The organism is Desulforudis sp. DRI-14 (genome assembly GCF_052618305.1).
In genome coordinates, this window is the sequence record NZ_JBQXEZ010000001.1 from 200,293 (window position 1) to 217,556 (window position 17,264).

A 17,264-nucleotide genomic window follows, 5' to 3' on the forward strand; every position below is an offset into this window, starting at 1 on the left:
CGGGGGAATCCAGACTCGTTTCAGCCTAAAGCGCTGAGCACCTGCCGCCAAAGGTTTCGCAAGTCTTCTGCCGGACCGTCGGCAGCGTTAGTGTTTTCAATTACCGTGCTGCGGTTTACCTGGGCACGGGTGAACGCCCTGTCGTAGCGTACGCGTCCCGCCACTTGCAATCCCCGCTGACGCGTCCATCGGGTAATGCGTTCACTTACCTCGCTGTTTAAGTCAGCTTTGTTGATACAGACGACAGCCGGTACTCCGAAATGCTCGGCGAGTTCCACTGCCCGCGCTAGGTCGTGTTCTCCCGAAACGGTGGGCTCGGTAACCAGTACCAGCAGGTCAGCGCCGCCCATGGAAGCGATGACCGGGCAGCCGATGCCGGGCGGCCCGTCGATAAGAATTAAGGAGCGTCCTTCCTTTGCGGCGAGTTCCCGGGCTTTTTTGCGCAAAAGACTGACCAGCTTGCCCGAGTTTTCTTCCGCAATCCCTAACCGGGCATGGATCATGGGGCCGAAGCGAGTAGTCGAAGCATACCAGCGGCCGTTGACGGCGTCCTCGAAAGCGATCGCCTTTTCCGGGCAGAAGTAGGCGCATACACCACAGCCTTCGCACATCAGGTGGTCGACGACGTACTTTACGGGTGGTCCCTCCTGCGGAACGATGGCCTCAAAGCGGCAAAGCTCATAGCATTTGCCGCAGCCGTTACAGAGTTCCTTTTCGACGCGGGCGATCTTACCCCCGCTGAACTCACCGGACTCCCGGACCTCGGGGTTCATGACGAGGTGCAGGTTGGCGGCGTCCACGTCGCAGTCGACCAGAACGGGGTTCCCGGCCATGGCGGCAAAAGAAGCGACGATACTCGTCTTGCCGGTTCCCCCTTTGCCGCTGATAACCACTACCTCTCGGACCGGACCGTGGCCGGTAGGCAGTTCCTCCTGCATCCTGCGTACCTGATCCGCATTGACCACAGTCAATTTTTTCACCGGACCACCATCCTCTTCACGGCTGCGAGGAGTGCCTCAAACCGCTCCGCGTAACCGGAAATGCTTGCCGCCATTTCCCCGCGGGAGTAAGCCTCCGCCACCCGCCGGTCATCGGGAATCTCGGCCAGGATCTTGACCTGCCTTTGCCGGCAAAACTCCCGGGCGCTGTCGTTGTCTTCATCCGTCCGGTTCACAACAACCGCATGGGGGAGGCCCAGCTCCCGCACCATGTCGAGAGCCAGGCCCAGGTCGTGTAATCCGAAAGGCGTCGGCTCGGTCACCAGAACCACGAAGTTCACCCCTTGGATGGCGGTGATCACCGGGCAGGAGGTTCCCGGAGGAACATCGATGACCTGCACGGCGCCCCCACCTGCCGCCCGCCGGACCGCCTTGATCAAGGGAGGGCTCATCGCCTCCCCCACACGCAGCCGACCATGTACAAAGGTCACCGGTCCGGCCCGTCCCTTCTCGACGATCCCTACCAGGCGCTCGCCTTCGGAAATCGCCTCCGCGGGACAGACCAGGAAGCACCCGCCGCAGCTGTGGCACATCCCGGGGAAAGTCAGAATCATGTCTCCCACCGCTGCGATCGCCCCGTACCGGCAGATCTCGGCGCAAAGGCCGCAGTGAACACAACGGTTCAAATCCACCTCCGGGACAGGGACCGTAACCTTCTTCTCCTCCGTCAGGCCGGGTCTGAGGAATAGGTGGCCGTTCGGCTCCTCGACATCACAGTCCACGTACCAGACCGGGCGGCCTTGCCGCCCCAGCACGTAGGCCAGGTTGGTAGCTACGGTGGTTTTCCCGGTGCCGCCCTTGCCGCTGGCCACGGCCACCGTCAGCGGCTCACTCATCCTCATCCTCGCCCTCGGCCTCACCCTGGTTCTTTTCCCGACGCAGAGCGTTAAGACGCGCTTTAACGTGCTTTAAGGCCCTCTCCAACTCAGCGGCCTGCTCCGACAAGGTTTCGACCTCATCCTCGCGGGTCGCCGGGCCGTAGGGTAGGCCCCAGGCATACGCGCGGCCCCGTCCCGGCCCGCCGAACCAGCAACGCCGGCCGCGTCCGCCCCGGCAACCGCCGAAACCCCAGGCGCCGAAGCGTCCGCCCTGGCCGAATCCGGGGGCGGTGTAGCCCGGCGCCGCGGCGCCGCCGCACAAACCAAGTCCTCGTCCCGTGCGCGGTCCCGCCCCAAAGGGACCGGTCCGATCTCCAGCAGGCATAAACTTATCCCTCCAAAAAAATTTATTTCCGGACCGGCATATCAGCTTTTACGCTCCACGCCCGGCCCGTCTTCCCCGTCCGCGACCTTGAAACGGATCACAACCTTGACCTATGCCGCTACTGCATCCTGCTCCGCGACCCCGGCCGGCACCGACGCATCTTGCGCCGTGAATCCGGTCGCCCCGCTTACGGTCGTCCGGGACTTGGTCCTTCCCGGCCCCGCCGCAAGGACCGCGGCCCCGGCCCGTTCCCCGACTCTTGCCGCGCGGACCTGTCCCGTCTCCTTTAGGCATCGTATCCACCTCCTTAGTACCCTGCTTATGATCATATGCCCATTACCATCTTAATCAACATTATGGGCACATGTCAATAACTACATTTGGGAACCCGCTGCAAACGAAAGCACAGGGGAATACATCCCGGCAAAGGCATTCTTGCGGCAACCGGCAGCATTTGCTACTTTAATATCATTAACTGAAATATCATTAACTGAGGGGAGGAGTTCGATGGCCAGGATTATTATCGTTTCTTGCAAGAAGATCAAGGATGTGACCTGCGTGTCCTGCATGAAATGCTTCAAGGCGATGCGGGAACGCCAAGGCGAGTTTGCCCGCTACCGTGACGAGGACCTGGATGTCGTCGCCATGGGCGACTGCGGAGACTGCCCCGGGCTGGTGATGCCCAAGGTGGCCCTAATCTCTGACCTGGCCAAGGTCTACGACCGGGAGTTTGACGTTATCCATCTCGGAGCCTGCATGGTCAAGGCGACATTGACCGCAAAGTGCCCCGTCGACCTGCAGGAGCTTTCCGCCAAGCTTAAGGCGAAATTCGGGAAAGAAGTGGTGATCGGAACACACCCCTGGTAAACACAATTCGGCTTGGTCTCGAACCAGTCGTAACGCCGCGCCGCTTCAGACGCACCGTGCCGGATGTGCCCACATGAAAGAACCCCCGCCGGTTTCCCGCCGGCGGGGGTTCTTGTGTTGCGCCGTCGCTATGATTATCGAACGATGTTGGCGACGAACGGAACGATGAGCAGGGCCACGATATTCACGACCTTGATCATCGGGTTGATGGCCGGGCCGGAGGTGTCCTTCAGCGGGTCGCCGACGGTATCGCCGGTAACCGCAGCCGCGTGGGCCTCGGAGCCCTTGCCGCCGTAGTGGCCTTCCTCGATGTACTTCTTGCCGTTGTCCCAGGCGCCGCCGCCGGCGGTCTGGAAGATGGCAAGGAACAGGCCGGAGATGATGGTGCCCATCAGCAGCCCGCCGAGGGCGTCACGGCCGAGCAGGAAGCCGACGAGGATCGGAGCGGCAACCGGAATGATACCCGGGAGCATCATTTCCTTGATCGCACGCTTGGTAACGATGTCGACACAGCGGCCGTATTCGGGCTTCGCGGTGCCTTCCATGATGCCCTTGATCTCGCGGAACTGGCGGCGCACTTCGTTCACGACCTCGAAGGCCGCGCGGCCGACGGCGCCCATCGCCAGGGAGGAGAACAGGAACGGCAGGGCGGCGCCGATGAACAGGCCGGCGAGGACCCACGGATCGTTAATGGAGAAGGTCAGCATCTCGTGCGGGACGTACTCGCCGAGAGCGTGGGTGTAGTCAGCAAAAAGCACGATGGCGGCAAGACCGGCGGAACCGATGGCGTAACCCTTGGTAACGGCCTTGGTGGTGTTGCCGACAGCGTCCAGCGGGTCGGTGATGTTGCGGATTTCCGGCGGGAGTTCGGCCATTTCGGCGATGCCGCCGGCGTTGTCCGTGATCGGGCCGTAGGAGTCGATGGCGACGATGATACCGGTCATCGAGAGCATCGACATCGAGGCGAGAGCGATAGCATAGAGACCGCCGCCTTCCGCCGCGGCGTTACCGGTCACGTAGGAGACGAGAATGCCGCCGACGATGGTCAGGGCCGGGATAACGCTGGCCTCCATACCGACCGAGATACCGGTGATAATGTTGGTCGCGTGCCCGGACTGTGAGGCGTAAGAGATGGACTTAACGGGACGGAACCCGGCCGAAGTGTAGTAGTCGGTGATGTAGACGATGATCATTGTCACGGCGATACCGACAAGAGCCGGCCAGAACCAGGTCGCCGAACCGAGCACCGCAATGGTCAGCGGGTAGAAGGCAATCAGCGACAGGATAGCCGCGGCCCACATACCCTTGTAGAGAGCGCTCATGATGTTCGGGCCGGTGAGCTTAACGAAGAAGGTACCGATAATGGACGCGATAATCGCAGCAGCGCCGAGAAGAATCGGGAACACGGCGAATGCAGGATTGTCCGGGAAGAGCAGGAAGCCGAGCAGGATCGAGCCGACGGCCGTAACAGCGTAGGTTTCAAACAGGTCGGCCGCCATACCGGCGCAGTCACCGACGTTGTCACCGACGTTGTCGGCGATGACAGCGGCGTTACGCGGGTCGTCTTCGGGAATGCCGGCTTCAATCTTACCGACGAGGTCAGCGCCGACGTCAGCCGACTTGGTGAAGATACCGCCACCGAGACGGGCGAACACGGAGATCAGGCTGCCGCCGAAACCAAGGCCGACGAGAGAGACCGGATCCTGGAAAATGGCGTACATACCGGCCACACCGAGGAGGGCCAGGCTGACGCACATCATGCCGGTGACGGCACCGCCTTTAAAGGCCACCTGCAGGGCGAAGGGCATGCCCTGCTTGGCCGCCTCGGCCACGCGGGCGTTGCCGCGGGTCGAAATGGTCATGCCGATGTAGCCGCAGAGGCCGGAGAAGAAAGCCCCTACGAGGAAGCCGAGAGCAGTCGAGAAACCTAGACCAAGCCAGATAAGGGCGAAAACAGGGATACCGACCATGGTGATGGTCTTGTACTGGCGGTTCAGGTAGGCCATCGCGCCTTCCTGGACGGCCGCGGAAATCTGGATCATCCTCTCGTTGCCGGGCGGCTTGCTGAGAACCCAGGAGATCAGGTAAGCCGCGAACAGGATGCCGATACCGGCGGCAGCGATGCCTAGATACGGGATCAACGCCTGATCCAAAAAAGGTCACCTCCACATGAAATTAGGAAAAGTCCACCCAACAGGAACCCTGAGAAGCTTCAAAATCACCTCCCCAAACCGAAGTTAGATGGTTAATTAAGGTAGAGAAGTTTTAAAGAAACAAGCCACTATTTCCAGACAAAAAGAATCAAAGACAGGAGTCCGAAAATAATGGCCAAGATCACGGTAACCTTAGCAAACCACTGGTCCAGCCCTTTCTTCTTGCCGAAGAAGGTCTCCGCGCCGCCGGCGATGGCCCCGGAAAGGCCGGCGCTCTTCCCGGACTGCAGGAGTACGACGGCGATCAGCGCCAGGGCGACGAGCACCTCGAAAACCATAACGATGATTTTAAGCATAGTTAGACATACCTCCGCAACTTGGCATTAATTATAGCACGCGGGGGACATGCTGACAACGGTTTATGACAGCAATTTCACAAAGGTTCTATTGCCTGGCGATGGCCTTCCGTCCCGCGTAACGCGCGATTTCGTCCAGTTCCTCCTCGATGCGGAGGAGCTGGTTGTACTTGGCCACGCGCTCGCTGCGCGCCGGAGCGCCGGTCTTGATCTGTCCGACGCCGGTAGCCACGGCCACGTCGGCGATCGTGACGTCCTCGGTCTCGCCCGAGCGGTGCGAAACGACAGCCGTGTACCCGGCGCGCCGGGCCGTGGCGATGGTCTCCAGGGTTTCCGTGATCGTCCCGATCTGGTTGACCTTGATCAGGATGGAGTTTGCCACCCCGCTCGCAATCCCTCTCGCCAGGCGCGTCCTGTTGGTCACAAAGAGGTCGTCCCCGACAAGCTGGATCTTCCCGCCCAGGCGGTCGGTCATCGCTTTCCAGCCGTCCCAGTCCTCCTCGCTCAGCCCGTCCTCGATGGAGACAATCGGGTACTTGCCGACGAGTTGCTCGTAAAAGTCTATCATTTCACTTGCCGAAAGATGCTTGTTTTCCCCTGCCAGGATGTATCTGCCGTCCCTGTAAAACTCGCTGGCGGCGGGGTCCAGGGCCAGCACGATATCTTCGCCCGGCTTGTACCCGGCCGCCTCGATTCCCTCCACCAGCAGGTCCAGGGCCTGGGCGTGCGACTCCAGGAAGGGGGCAAAACCGCCCTCGTCGCCGACCGTCGTGGCCAGCCCCCGCTTGCCGAGCACCGCCTTCAGCTTGTGGTAGACCTCCACGCCCATGCGCAGGTTCTCGGCAAAGCTCGCCCCGCTCAGCGGCACGATCATGAACTCCTGGATGTCCAGGTTGTTGTCGGCGTGCTTCCCCCCGTTGAGCACGTTCATCATCGGGACGGGAAGGTCCCTGGCCAGGGTTCCCCCCAGGTACCGGTAAAGGGGCAGCCCGACGGCCTTAGCCGCCGCCTTGGCCACGGCCATGGAAACGCCGAGGATGGCGTTGGCCCCCAGCTTGCTCTTGTTTTCGGTACCGTCGAGCGCGATCAGCGCCTCGTCGATCTTCACCTGGTCGGTGGCGTCGAAGCCGGTGATCTCAGGGGCGATCACGGTGTTGACGTTGGTTACGGCCTGCAACACGCCCTTGCCGAAATAGTGATAGGGGTCTTTGTCGCGCAGTTCGACGGCTTCGAAGGTTCCGGTGGAAGCGCCGGACGGAACGGCGGCGCGCCCCAGCGTGCCGTCTTCCAGGACGACGTCGACCTCTACCGTGGGGTTGCCCCGGGAATCAAGGATCTGCCTGGCGAAGATATCGACAATCATGGTCGACATAGCCTTATCCCTCCTTGGATTCTACGATTAGTGAACGCCCCGTCATCTCTTCCGGCCTGGGCAGGCTGAGCAGGTCGAGGATAGTGGGGGCGACGTCCTCCAGTCTTCCGTTCCTGAGCGACAGGCGCGGGCGCGCGGAAACCAATACAAACGGTACGGGGTTGCAGGTGTGCGCCGTGAACGGGCATCCCTGTTCATCGCACACCTTGTCGGCGTTCCCGTGGTCGCCCGTCAGGATGACCGTCCCCCGCCGCGCGAGGACCCGGGGAACGATCCGCCCCAGGCAGGCATCGACCGTCTCGATAGCCTGGACGGTGGCCTCCAGGTTGCCCGTGTGCCCGACCATGTCGGGGTTGGCGAAGTTCATGATCACGACGTCGTAACGATCCAGGTTCTTGAGGAGCGCGTCGGTGACCTCCACGGCGCTCATTTGCGGCCGCAAATCATAGGTGGCCACCTGGGGCGACGGGATGAGGATCCTATCCTCCCCCGGGTAAGGGGTCTCGACCCCGCCGTTGAAAAAGAAGGTCACGTGGGCGTATTTTTCGGTCTCGGCCAGCCGCAGCTGTCTGAGGTTATGCCTGCTCAAGACCTCCCCGAGGGTGTTCTTGATGTGGGCGTGCTTGAAGGCGACCGGCGCCTCGATCGTCTTGTCGTACTCCGTGAAGCAGACGAAATGCACGGTGACGGGGCGGGGACCCCGGTCGAAACCCGCAAACTCCTTGTCGACGAAGGCCCGGGTGATCTGGCGCGCCCGGTCGGGGCGGAAGTTGAAAAAGATGACGGTGTCCCCGTCCTCAACCAGCCCCACCGGCTCGCCGCCGCTGACGATGACCGTGGGCTGGACGAACTCGTCGGTCTCCCCGCGCCCGTAGGCATTGTCCACGGCCTCGGCGGCCGAAACCGCGCCGATACCGTCTCCGTAAACCATGGCCTTGTAGGCCCTGGCCGTGCGTTCCCAGCGCTTGTCGCGGTCCATGGCGAAGTAGCGGCCCATAACCGTGGCGATCTTGCCCCGGCCGGCTTCGCGAAGTTTGTCATCCAGGGCGTTGACGTACTCGATGGCGTTGGCGGGCGGAACGTCGCGGCCGTCGAGAAAGGCGTGGACGAAAACTTTTTCCTGTCCCAGACGCGCGGCCATCTCCAGGAGGGCGAAGAGGTGCTCGATGTGGCTGTGGACACCGCCGTCCGACAAAAGCCCCATGAGGTGAACGGCCCGGCCTCCTTCGCGCGCCTTTTTGAAGGCCTCGACCAGGACCGGGTTGGCGAAAAAGCTGCCGTCCTCGATGCTGCGGGTGATGCGTAAAAGATCCTGGTAAACGACCCTGCCGGCGCCCAGGTTCAGGTGCCCCACCTCCGAGTTGCCCATCTGCCCCGGGGGCAGGCCTACGTCCTCGCCGCAGGCCGAAAGAACGGCGTGGGGGTATTCGGCCCAGAGCCTGTTCCAGTTCGGGGTCGCGGCCCGGGTGATGGCGTTGCCGGCGTGCGGGTCGTCCTTACCCCAGCCGTCCAGGACGATGAAAACCAGCGGTTTGCCGCTCAAGAGCCGTAGACCTCCCGCGTAACGTTGACGATGGCTTCAAAACCAGCCAGGCTGAGGCTGGCGCCGCCGACCAGCGCCCCGTCGATGTCCGGCTGGGACAGAAGGCCCCTGGTGTTTTCCGGCTTGACACTGCCACCGTACTGGATGCGCACGGCGTCGGCCGCCCCCGGGCCGAAATCCCGGGCGACCGCCCGCCTGATCAGGGCGCAGACCTCCTGGGCATCCTCGTCCGAGGCCGTATGGCCGGTTCCGATGGCCCAGACGGGCTCGTAGGCAACGACCAGACCCGCCGCTTGCTCCGGCGACAGGCCCTTCAGGCACCCGGCCAGCTGGGTGCCCACGACATCCGCGGTCCGGCCGGCCTTCCGCTGCTCGATCGTTTCGCCCACGCAGACGACGGGGGTGAGGCCGTGTTTCAAGGCGGCCACGACCTTCCTGTTGACCAGCTCGTCGGTCTCTCCGAAATACTGCCGCCGCTCGGAGTGGCCCAGGATGACGAAACCGCACCCGGCTTCTTTCAGCATCGGGGCGGAAACCTCTCCGGTATACGCGCCCTCGTCGGCCCAGAACATATTCTGTGCCCCCAGGCCGATGGCCCCTCCTTTCAGAACGGCGGCCACCGCCTCGAGGGCGGGGAAAGCGGGGCACAGGACGATCTCGATGCCCACCCAGCCGGCGACGGCGAGTTTGAGCTTTTTGGCGAAGGCGGCGGCCTCGGAAGAGGTCTTGTACATCTTCCAGTTCGCCGCGATAATCGGTGTCCGCATGTTTTCCTCCCCGTAATGAGTCAGTCATTACTCGTTACCCATATCCAACGGCCATCCCGAGGTGTTAGCTTAGACCGGGGCAATGCCAAATCCTTTCCAACGGGTCTCGCCTCTGACCTCCCACCTCTCACTTCTCAAGAAGGGCCGCCACACCGGGGAGTTCTTTCCCTTCCAAAAACTTCAGCGAAGCCCCGCCGCCGGTCGAGGCGTGCGAAACCTGATCCTTGACGCCCGCCTTCTCCAGGGCGGCCAAAGTGTCTCCCCCGCCGACGACCGACGCGGGCGCCTTGGCGACGGCTTTAGCCAGCGCCAGCGTGCCGGTGTCAAACCCGGGCTTTTCAAAAACACCCATGGGGCCGTTCCAGAACACGGTCGCCGCTTTTTCAATCCTGGAGCTGAACAATTCGACGGTAGCGCCGCCGATATCGAGGGCCATCCAGCCGGGCGGCACTTCCCCGACCTTAACCGTCTCGCGCTCGCCGGGAGCATCGACGCCCGGAGCGACAACCAAGTCAACAGGGAGCAGGAACTCGACCTGCTTCTCTTTGGCTTTCTCGAGAAGCTGCCGGGCGGTATCCAGCCCGTCCTTTTCGACGAGGGAACCGGCCATGTCATAACCCTGCGAGGCCAGGAAGGTGTTGGCCATCCCCCCGCCGATCAGCAGCGAGTCCACCTTGTTCGACAGCTTTTCCAGGACGCCGATCTTGTCCGCGATCTTAGCCCCCCCGATAATGGCGATAAACGGGTGCCGGGGGGCGGTCAGGAGGCCGGTCAGGACGTCCAATTCCCGCTCCATTAAAAAACCCGCCACTGCGGGTAGGTGCGCGGCAATGCCTGCCGTGGAGGCATGGCTGCGGTGGGCGGTACCGAAAGCGTCATTTACATATATATCAGCCAAACGGGCCAGTCGGCGGGCGAACTCGGCGTCGTTCTTCTCTTCCTCCGGGTAGAAACGGATGTTCTCCAGGAGCATTACCCGGCCGGGCTTGAGGGCACCGGCCGCCGCTTCGGCCTCGGGCCCGACGGCGTCGTGCACCAGCACGACTTCCTCGCCGATGAGTTCCTCCAGCCTCCCGGCCACGGGTTTAAGGCTGTACTTCTCGTCGCGCTTGCCCTTTGGGCGGCCGAGGTGCGAAGCCAGGATCACCCGCGCCCCGTTCTTCCTCAGGTACTCGATGGTGGGCAGGGCGGCCCTGATGCGCGTGTCGTCCGTCACGCGCCCGTCCGCGATAGGGACGTTGAAGTCTACGCGCACGAAGACGCGTTTGCCCTGAACGTCAACGTCACGCACAGTCTTTTTCTGAATCACGATGGAACCCTCCAATTCGGTTGTCGGTCGTCAACCGTCAGTCGTCTGATCAGTAGCCCTTCAGGGCTACATACAAGGCCAGGTCCAAAAGCCTTTGCGTGTATCCCCACTCGTTGTCGTACCACGCCAGAACCTTGACCATGTTTTCCTGGATAGACATAGTCGAGGGCCCGTCAACAGTGGCCGAGTGGGGGTCCCCGTTGTAATCGATGGAGACGAGGGGCAGGTCGGAGTAAGCCAGGATCCCCTTTAGCGGCCCTGCCGCCGCCTCGATGAACGCCCCGTTGACCTCGGCGACGGTCGCTGCGCGGCTTAATTCCATAACCAGGTCAACCAGCGAAACGTTGGGCACCGGCACCCTGAGCGCACAACCGTTGAGGCGGCCCTCAAGCTCCGGCAGCACTCGGCTGACGGCGACGGCCGCACCGGTCGTCGTCGGAACAATGGAGAGGTTGGCGGCGCGTGCCCGGCGCGGGTCCTTATAGGGCATATCCAGCAGCTGCTGCCCGTTGGTATACGCATGCACGGTAGTCATCAACCCTTTGACGATGCCAAATCTCCGGTGCAGGACCTTGGCTACCGGGGCGAGACAGTTTGTCGTGCAGGACGCGTTGGAGATAACGTGGTGCACCCGGGGGTCATAGACTTCCTCGTTCACTCCCATCACGATGGTTACATCGTCGTCTTTGCCCGGCGCCGAAATAATCACCTTCCGTGCACCGCTCGCCAGGTGCCTTGCGGCTTCCTTGCGTTCCCGGAACTTGCCCGTTGATTCGATGACGATGTCGACCCCCAGCTCCCCCCAGGGAAGCGCTTCCGGGTTCGCCTCGGCGAACACCTTGACCTCGCGCCCGTTCAGGACCATGTGCTCGCCGGAGCCGGTAGTATCGACGTTAAGTTTCCCGTGGACCGAGTCGTATTTAAGGCTGTGGGCCAATTCCTTGCCGTAATTGGGAGATACCGCGATCCGCCGCGACTTGTGGTTGACAGCAACAACCTCGACGTCATCCCTTTGCAGGGCCGCGCGCAATGCCAGGCGTCCGATCCGTCCAAAACCGTTGATGCCCAGCTTCACCGCCATTTTCCGCCCACTCCTTCCCTATTATCTCTCTCGCATCCCGTTTTATAACCCGCGCTTCCTTTGTCTGGCCGGCCGGAGGCCGAGCTCGTCACGGTACTTGGCCACCGTCCGCCGGGAGACTTCTATGCCCCGCCGGGCGAGGATGGCGGCAATCTGCCGGTCGCTGTAAGGGCGCTCTTGGTTCTCCTGTTTGACGATCTCCGCTATCCGGCGTTTCACCGCCTCGGCCGACACGTCCTTCGGTCCCGAGGCGAAAAAGAATTTCAGGCTGAATATGCCGCGCGGCGTCTGCGCGTATTTCCCGGCGACGGCTCGCGACACGGTCGATTCGTGTATTCCCAGCGCGTCGGCGACCTCCTTCAGCGTAAGCGGGACGAGAAAGGCCCGGCCTTTCTCGAAGAAAGCCTTTTGTTCCTCGACAATGCGGGTGACGACACGCCAAAGGGTCAGTCGCCGCCGTTCCACGTTCTTTAAGAGCTCCTGGGCGGCCTTGAGCCGCCCGCTGATGTAACCGCGCGTCTCGGCATCGCCGTCCGCCGACGCCAAAAGCCTCTGGTAAGTTGCGTTGATGCTCAGGCGCGGCAGGTCGGTCTCGTTGACCAAAACGACGAATTCCTTGCCAACTTTTTCTATTATAACATCGGGCATCAGGTAACGCGTCCCATGCCCGTCGGAAAACTGCAACCCCGGGCGCGGGTTGAGCTCCTTGATGACCTGGAGGGCCTCCGCGACGTCGGCGGCCTTGACCCTCAAGGACTTGGCGATCTTTTCGAACCGACCCGCGGCCAAGTCGTCGAGGTGGCCGGTCACCAGGCTCGCGAAGATCGGCTCGTCGAAACCCCGGCGCCTTAACTGCAGGACGAGGCTTTCCGCCACGTTCCGGGCCCCCACCCCCGCCGGGTGAAAGGTCTGGACGAGATCCAGGGCGGCCCGGACAGCATCCTCGCCGGTACGGAGCTCGCGCGCGGCCTCGCCGACATCCACCTGCAGGTAGCCGTCTTCGTCGAGGTTCCCGATCAGGTAGGCGGCGATCCTGCGCGTTTCGGCGTCGACCGGGCTCAAGCTGAGCTGGGACAGCAAGTGCTGCTCCAGCGTCTCCGTGGCGACGCCCACGACCGCGTCCCGTGCGCGGCGCCGCTCCGGCGCGAATCCGGTGTCGCTGGCGTCGTCAAGGTACCTCAGCCATTCGGCGCTTTCGGCCTCGCCCCCCGGCAGCCGCTCCTGGCCCGGGTCGGCCTCGAGGAGCGGGTTTTCCTGCAGTTCCCGGTCGATGTACTCGATCAGGTCGGGAAGCGGGAGCTGCAAGACGGTCAGGGCCTGCCGCTGCTCGATCCCGAGCGCCGGTTTTAGTGTTTGTCGCTGATCCAGGTGCAGGTCTTGGCGCATGTCTAACGTTTTTCCTTCCCGGCCAGCCTTTCCGCGATGGCTTCGAGACGCCGCATGCGGTGGCCCGCGCAGGATTTCGAAAGCGGCGGCGCGGCTAGTTCGCCGAGTTCCCGCAGGCTGGCGTCAGGATACCGCAGGCGGAGTTCGGCGAACTGCCGCAGCGGCTCGGGAAGCTTTTTCAGGCCCAGCGACTCGTCGATCCGCCGGATGATTTCCTGGTGGCGGACCGAGGCCTCGGCCGCCTTGCTCAGGTTGGCCGTATCACAGTTCACCAAGCGGTTGACCCGGTTGCGCATCTCTTTGTAAACGCGCGCGTTTTCAAAGGCCAGCAGGGCGTTGTGGGCCCCCATCAGGTTGAGGCAGTCGACGATCTGCGTGCCTTCCTTGATATACACGGTCCATCCGCGCCGGCGGCTGACGACGCGGACATCCAGCCCCAGCCGGGCCATCAGGGCGGCAAGGTCTTGCGCGACGGGCTCCGACCCGGCCATGATCTCCAGGTGGTATTCGCCCTTGGGACTCGACACCGAACCCCTGCCCAGGAACGCCCCCCTCAGGTAGGCCCTGCGGCAGCAGTCGCGACCGACTAGGCTTTTCTTAATGCCCCTGGCCTTAAGCCCCAGCGCCTTGCACGCCTCCGCAAAGCGGGGCTGGGATTCGACGATGACCTCGTAATGGTTGTTCTTCCGCAGGCGCTGCCTGCGGCGGATGGCTATGGTCGCTTCAAGGCCGCAGACGTGCTTCAGCAGCTTGTAAGCTTTGCGCGCGGCGCCGGCGTTTTCGGTACCGATCGCCAGCCCCTCGGGCTCGGGTCCCGGCGCGCGCAAGGAGCCGCAAAAGCGCACCAGGGCAGCCAACTCGGCTTTCTGGCAGCAGAGCCGGCCCTCGATCCTGGCTAATTCCTCCTTGGTGCGGACCGAAAAGGTCAAAATATCCCGCCTTACTGCCAATATTATAGCACAATAGACCAAAATGTGTTCTGCTATTTAACCGGTTCGCAGCCTTGTTTCTTGTTGTTATAGAGATATTAGTTAACCAGGGGACAAATTATTCGCCCTTTATGTCCCGGTGCCTGACGCTGATGCGGTGGCCCTGTTTCTTGAGCAGCTCGCCCAGGTGGTTGACCAGGGCGACGGACCGGTGCATGCCCCCCGTGCACCCGATGGCGATCGTGAGCGACGTCTTGCCTTCCTTAATATAGCGGGGAATGAGGAATTCGAGCAGCGAAGCGAGGCGTTCCACGAATTCCAAGGTATCCGGGGAGTTAAAGACGTAGTCGCGGACCTTCCGGTTGTAACCGGTCAGCGGCCGCAGGTCGCTGATATAGTGGGGATTGGGCAGAAAACGCACGTCGATGACCAGGTCGGCATCGAGCGGAATGCCGTGCTTGTAACCGAACGAGACGATATTGACGGCCAGCCTTTCCTGGCCGTCGTCCTCCCCGTAAAGGCCCGCGATTTCCTGCCTTAACTGGTTGACGGTCAGATTGGAGGTATCGATGATCTTGTTGGCCAAGCCTTTCAATTCCTGGAGACGCCGGCGTTCGGCCAGGATGCCCTCGATGATCTCGCCGGAAGGGCTCAAGGGATGGGGGCGGCGGCTCTCCTTAAACCGCCTGACCAGGGCCTCGTTGGAGGCGTCGAGAAACAGTATTTCGTAACGGATGCCCTCGGCCTTCAGTTCGTCCAGGACGCCGGCGAAGGCGCCGAAAAACTCCCCGCCCCGGATGTCGATGACCAAGGCCACGCGCCCGATCCTACTCTGGGCGCAGAGCTCGGCGAACTTCCGGATCAATGTCGGCGGCAGGTTGTCGATACAGAAAAACCCCAGGTCTTCCAAGACCCTAACGGCCTGCGTCTTACCCGCCCCGGAAAGACCAGTAATAATCACCATGCGGGGAGCGGTCATTGTTGAAGGCCTCCTGCAATCAGGACCTCAGATGCGAAACGCTTTGCGACCCTGATCGTACTCTTTTGCTTTCCTTTGGATAATTTAAACGCTTGTCGGCATAGTCCTCTCTGCCCGTCAAACTAAAAATCGGTCATCAGCAAACAGTTGTCAGCCGTCAGACCTGTTGCAGCTATTTTCATTCTTCGCGATCTTCGCGATGCGGTCGACGCTGCACAGGGGTCTTAATCGGATAACCCGCTTCCAGCACGTCCTCCACGTAGGCGCGGAGCAGCTCACCCACGCCCCAGGCCTGGGCGAAACAGCCCCGGGGATAGATCGGCTCGTCGCCGTCGAAGATCTCCGATATGCTGCCCACGCCGTGGTCCCGGAGGTGATCCTCGAACGGCTGGATAAAGGCCCTGGCCTGTTCCCCGCTCTCGGGCGAATAACCGTGCGCGCGCCGGTAGGCGGTGATGAACGGGCCGACCAACCAGCTCCAGGCCGTCCCCTGGTGGTAGCTGCCGTCGCGGCGCACCCGGTCCCCGATGTAGACGCCCCGGTAGTCGGGGTCCCTGGGGCTCAGGCTGCGCAGGCCGTATGTGGCGTACAGCTCGCGCCAGACCTTGCGGACGACGTCCCGGGACTGTTCGCGGTCGAGCATGCTGAACGGGAGACTGGCCGCCAGCAGTTGGTTGGGACGGACCCTGGCGTCCTGCTCGTGACCGGTCACCACGTCGCAAAGCCATCTTTCGCCTCCCGGCCAGCCGTACACCCAGAACCGGCGGTGAAAACTATCTTTAACCTTTTCCGCAAGCCCGCGGTACGGAAACTCTTCGTCGAACTTCTCGCACAGATGTTCCAAGACCTTGAGCGCGTTGTACCACAGCGCCTGGATTTCGACCGGCTTGCCGTGGCGGGGCGTGACCACCCAATCGCCGATCTTGGCGTCCATCCAGGTAAGCTGGACGTCGGGGGCCCCGGCCCGGACCAGGCCGTCGTCGTCAATACCGATGTTGAAGTCCGTGCCCCGGACGTACCAGGCCACAATGTCCCGCAGCACCGCAAAGATCTCGCGGCGGATGAAGCCGTAGTCATCGGTATACTGCAGGTACTTGTACACGGCGTTGAAGAACCAGAGCGAGGCGTCAACGGTATTGTACATCGCCTCCCTGGCCCCGATTTTAAAGGCGTTGGGCAAAAGGCCGTTGTTGGCCTGCCTGGCGTAGGTCAAAAGGATCTGCCTGGCTTCCTCGTAGCGGCCGGTGACCAGCGTCAGCCCCGGGAGGGAGATCATGGTGTCCCGCCCCCAGTCGGTGAACCACGGGTAGCCCGCGATTATCGTCTTGGTTCCCGTCGATTTCCGCAAGACGATGAAGGCGTCGGCCGCCACGACCAGGGCTTGAGCGAAGGGGTCTGCAAACCCGGCCTTTTCGATAAGCACTTGCACGCGCTCTCGTTCAGCCTCCAGCAGCTCTTCGCCGTTCAGAAAGGCCTTAGCCTCGACCGAGGCGCTGAAGGTGAAAGCGGCATGCTCCCGGGGCTGCAGCACAATCTCGAAATAACCCGGAACGTAGTGGTCCTCGTACGGGTTTTCGCCGCGTTCGGCCTCGATGCGGTAGTACATCCCCTTAAACCAGTACCCGGTCTCGTAGTACCTGCCCCGGCTGCAGGCCAGCTTGAGCGGCGGGAATTCGGGCCGGCCGGCGATCTCCGTGCTGCGAAGGTGAGGTTTCTGCGCAAAGGTGATCTGTCCTTCGTGAGTGATGAAGTGGTAGCCGCGGTCGTTGATCATCGGCGTGAGCCGCAGCGTGGCCTTCTCCAGGCCGTTCTGCACCTTGTAGAGGACCACGGCGGCATTGTGCCCGTATGGCATGAAGACCGTCTTGCGGACGGTGATGTCGCCCATGCTGTAGATAAAGGTAGGGAAAGGATCGCAGACGACGCGCTGGAGGTGCAGAAAACCCCTGTCCGACACGCCCCCGCCGGTCTCGTTAACGGCGAGGTTGTAAAAGGAAGAGGGCGTTTCGATACACTCGTCGAGCTTGGCCACGTGCAGGACGCGCAGGCCGGGCGGGTTGTGGGCGGCCATCAGCAGGGAGTGGTACTTGCGGGTGTTGGCGTTGATCAGCGTGCCGCAGGCGTAGCCGCCGAGGCCGTTCGTTACCAGCCATTCCTTTCCCGCGCCCCGTTCAAAGGTGCGCCACTCGTCCTTGCCGAACTCCAAAAGTTACCCATCCTTCGAATCTTTTTGCTTATCTTGTCTCGGAACCGCCCCTGTCAATCACCTACCTTAATGGCACTAAGCGTTAAGCATCATGATATAATCCTATTGCCTGGTG

The 17,264-nt window shown here is 62.2% G+C and carries 15 protein-coding genes; 1 reads left to right on the forward strand and 14 read right to left on the reverse strand.

Translation table 11 applies throughout. From position 1 onward, the window contains the following. Positions 1–20: 20 nt before the first annotated feature. The 3 genes from ACUM6F_RS00995 to ACUM6F_RS01005 are packed head-to-tail and all read right to left on the reverse strand — an operon-like array spanning position 21 to position 2,201. A complete protein-coding gene (locus tag ACUM6F_RS00995) occupies positions 21–980 on the reverse strand; it encodes an ATP-binding protein (protein WP_445348107.1) in 960 nt (319 codons plus the stop codon). Next, positions 977–1,834 carry an ATP-binding protein gene (locus ACUM6F_RS01000; protein ID WP_445348108.1) on the reverse strand — a complete coding sequence of 286 codons (858 nt, stop codon included), beginning with the start codon at positions 1,832–1,834 and terminating at the stop codon, positions 977–979. The genes ACUM6F_RS00995 and ACUM6F_RS01000 overlap by 4 nt, the downstream gene beginning before the upstream one ends. After that, positions 1,827–2,201, reverse strand: a complete 375-nt coding sequence (locus ACUM6F_RS01005; RefSeq protein ID WP_445348109.1) for a DUF5320 domain-containing protein — start codon at positions 2,199–2,201, stop codon at positions 1,827–1,829. The genes ACUM6F_RS01000 and ACUM6F_RS01005 overlap by 8 nt, the downstream gene beginning before the upstream one ends. Before the next feature lie 507 nt (positions 2,202–2,708). On the opposite strand from ACUM6F_RS01005, the gene ACUM6F_RS01010 reads away from it, so the two are divergent. Beyond that, positions 2,709–3,068 (forward strand): CGGC domain-containing protein, encoded by a 360-nt coding sequence (locus ACUM6F_RS01010; protein WP_445348110.1) that lies wholly within the window; start codon positions 2,709–2,711, stop codon positions 3,066–3,068. A gap of 134 nt (positions 3,069–3,202) precedes the next feature. On the opposite strand, the gene ACUM6F_RS01015 is transcribed toward ACUM6F_RS01010, so the two are convergent. The 11 genes from ACUM6F_RS01015 to ACUM6F_RS01065 form a co-directional block, all read right to left on the reverse strand. Beyond that, on the reverse strand, positions 3,203–5,221 hold the full coding sequence (locus ACUM6F_RS01015) for a sodium-translocating pyrophosphatase (RefSeq protein WP_425620354.1): 2,019 nt from the start codon (positions 5,219–5,221) through the stop codon (positions 3,203–3,205). A gap of 128 nt (positions 5,222–5,349) precedes the next feature. Beyond that, entirely contained in the window at positions 5,350–5,577 is a 228-nt protein-coding gene (gene secG / locus ACUM6F_RS01020; protein WP_425620355.1) for a preprotein translocase subunit SecG, read from the reverse strand. A gap of 88 nt (positions 5,578–5,665) precedes the next feature. After that, positions 5,666–6,949, reverse strand: a complete 1,284-nt coding sequence (gene eno / locus ACUM6F_RS01025; RefSeq protein WP_445348111.1) for a phosphopyruvate hydratase — start codon at positions 6,947–6,949, stop codon at positions 5,666–5,668. Positions 6,950–6,953: 4 nt separating this feature from the next. Next, positions 6,954–8,492 (reverse strand): 2,3-bisphosphoglycerate-independent phosphoglycerate mutase, encoded by a 1,539-nt coding sequence (gpmI, locus tag ACUM6F_RS01030; RefSeq protein ID WP_445348112.1) that lies wholly within the window; start codon positions 8,490–8,492, stop codon positions 6,954–6,956. Continuing rightward, a complete protein-coding gene (gene tpiA, locus ACUM6F_RS01035; RefSeq protein WP_445348113.1) occupies positions 8,489–9,259 on the reverse strand; it encodes a triose-phosphate isomerase in 771 nt (256 codons plus the stop codon). The genes gpmI and tpiA overlap by 4 nt, the downstream gene beginning before the upstream one ends. Positions 9,260–9,386: 127 nt before the next feature. After that, a complete protein-coding gene (locus tag ACUM6F_RS01040) occupies positions 9,387–10,565 on the reverse strand; it encodes a phosphoglycerate kinase (RefSeq protein ID WP_425622181.1) in 1,179 nt (392 codons plus the stop codon). Positions 10,566–10,617: 52 nt separating this feature from the next. Further along, positions 10,618–11,649: a type I glyceraldehyde-3-phosphate dehydrogenase gene (gap, locus tag ACUM6F_RS01045; protein ID WP_445348114.1), complete on the reverse strand. Its 1,032-nt coding sequence runs from the start codon at positions 11,647–11,649 to the stop codon at positions 10,618–10,620. Between the two features lie 42 nt (positions 11,650–11,691). Next, complete coding sequence (rpoN, locus tag ACUM6F_RS01050; RefSeq protein ID WP_445348115.1) at positions 11,692–13,035, reverse strand: RNA polymerase factor sigma-54; 1,344 nt, start codon at positions 13,033–13,035, stop codon at positions 11,692–11,694. A gap of 2 nt (positions 13,036–13,037) precedes the next feature. Continuing rightward, the gene (gene whiA, locus ACUM6F_RS01055; RefSeq protein ID WP_425620361.1) at positions 13,038–13,964 is read right to left on the reverse strand and encodes a DNA-binding protein WhiA; all 927 of its coding nucleotides are present in this window, start codon (positions 13,962–13,964) and stop codon (positions 13,038–13,040) included. A 118-nt stretch (positions 13,965–14,082) separates the two neighbouring features. Continuing rightward, entirely contained in the window at positions 14,083–14,943 is an 861-nt protein-coding gene (gene rapZ / locus ACUM6F_RS01060; RefSeq protein WP_445348116.1) for an RNase adapter RapZ, read from the reverse strand. Positions 14,944–15,121: 178 nt separating this feature from the next. Then, positions 15,122–17,149, reverse strand: coding sequence for an amylo-alpha-1,6-glucosidase (locus tag ACUM6F_RS01065; protein WP_445348117.1), 2,028 nt, complete (start codon positions 17,147–17,149; stop codon positions 15,122–15,124). Between the last annotated feature and the right edge of the window lie 115 nt (positions 17,150–17,264).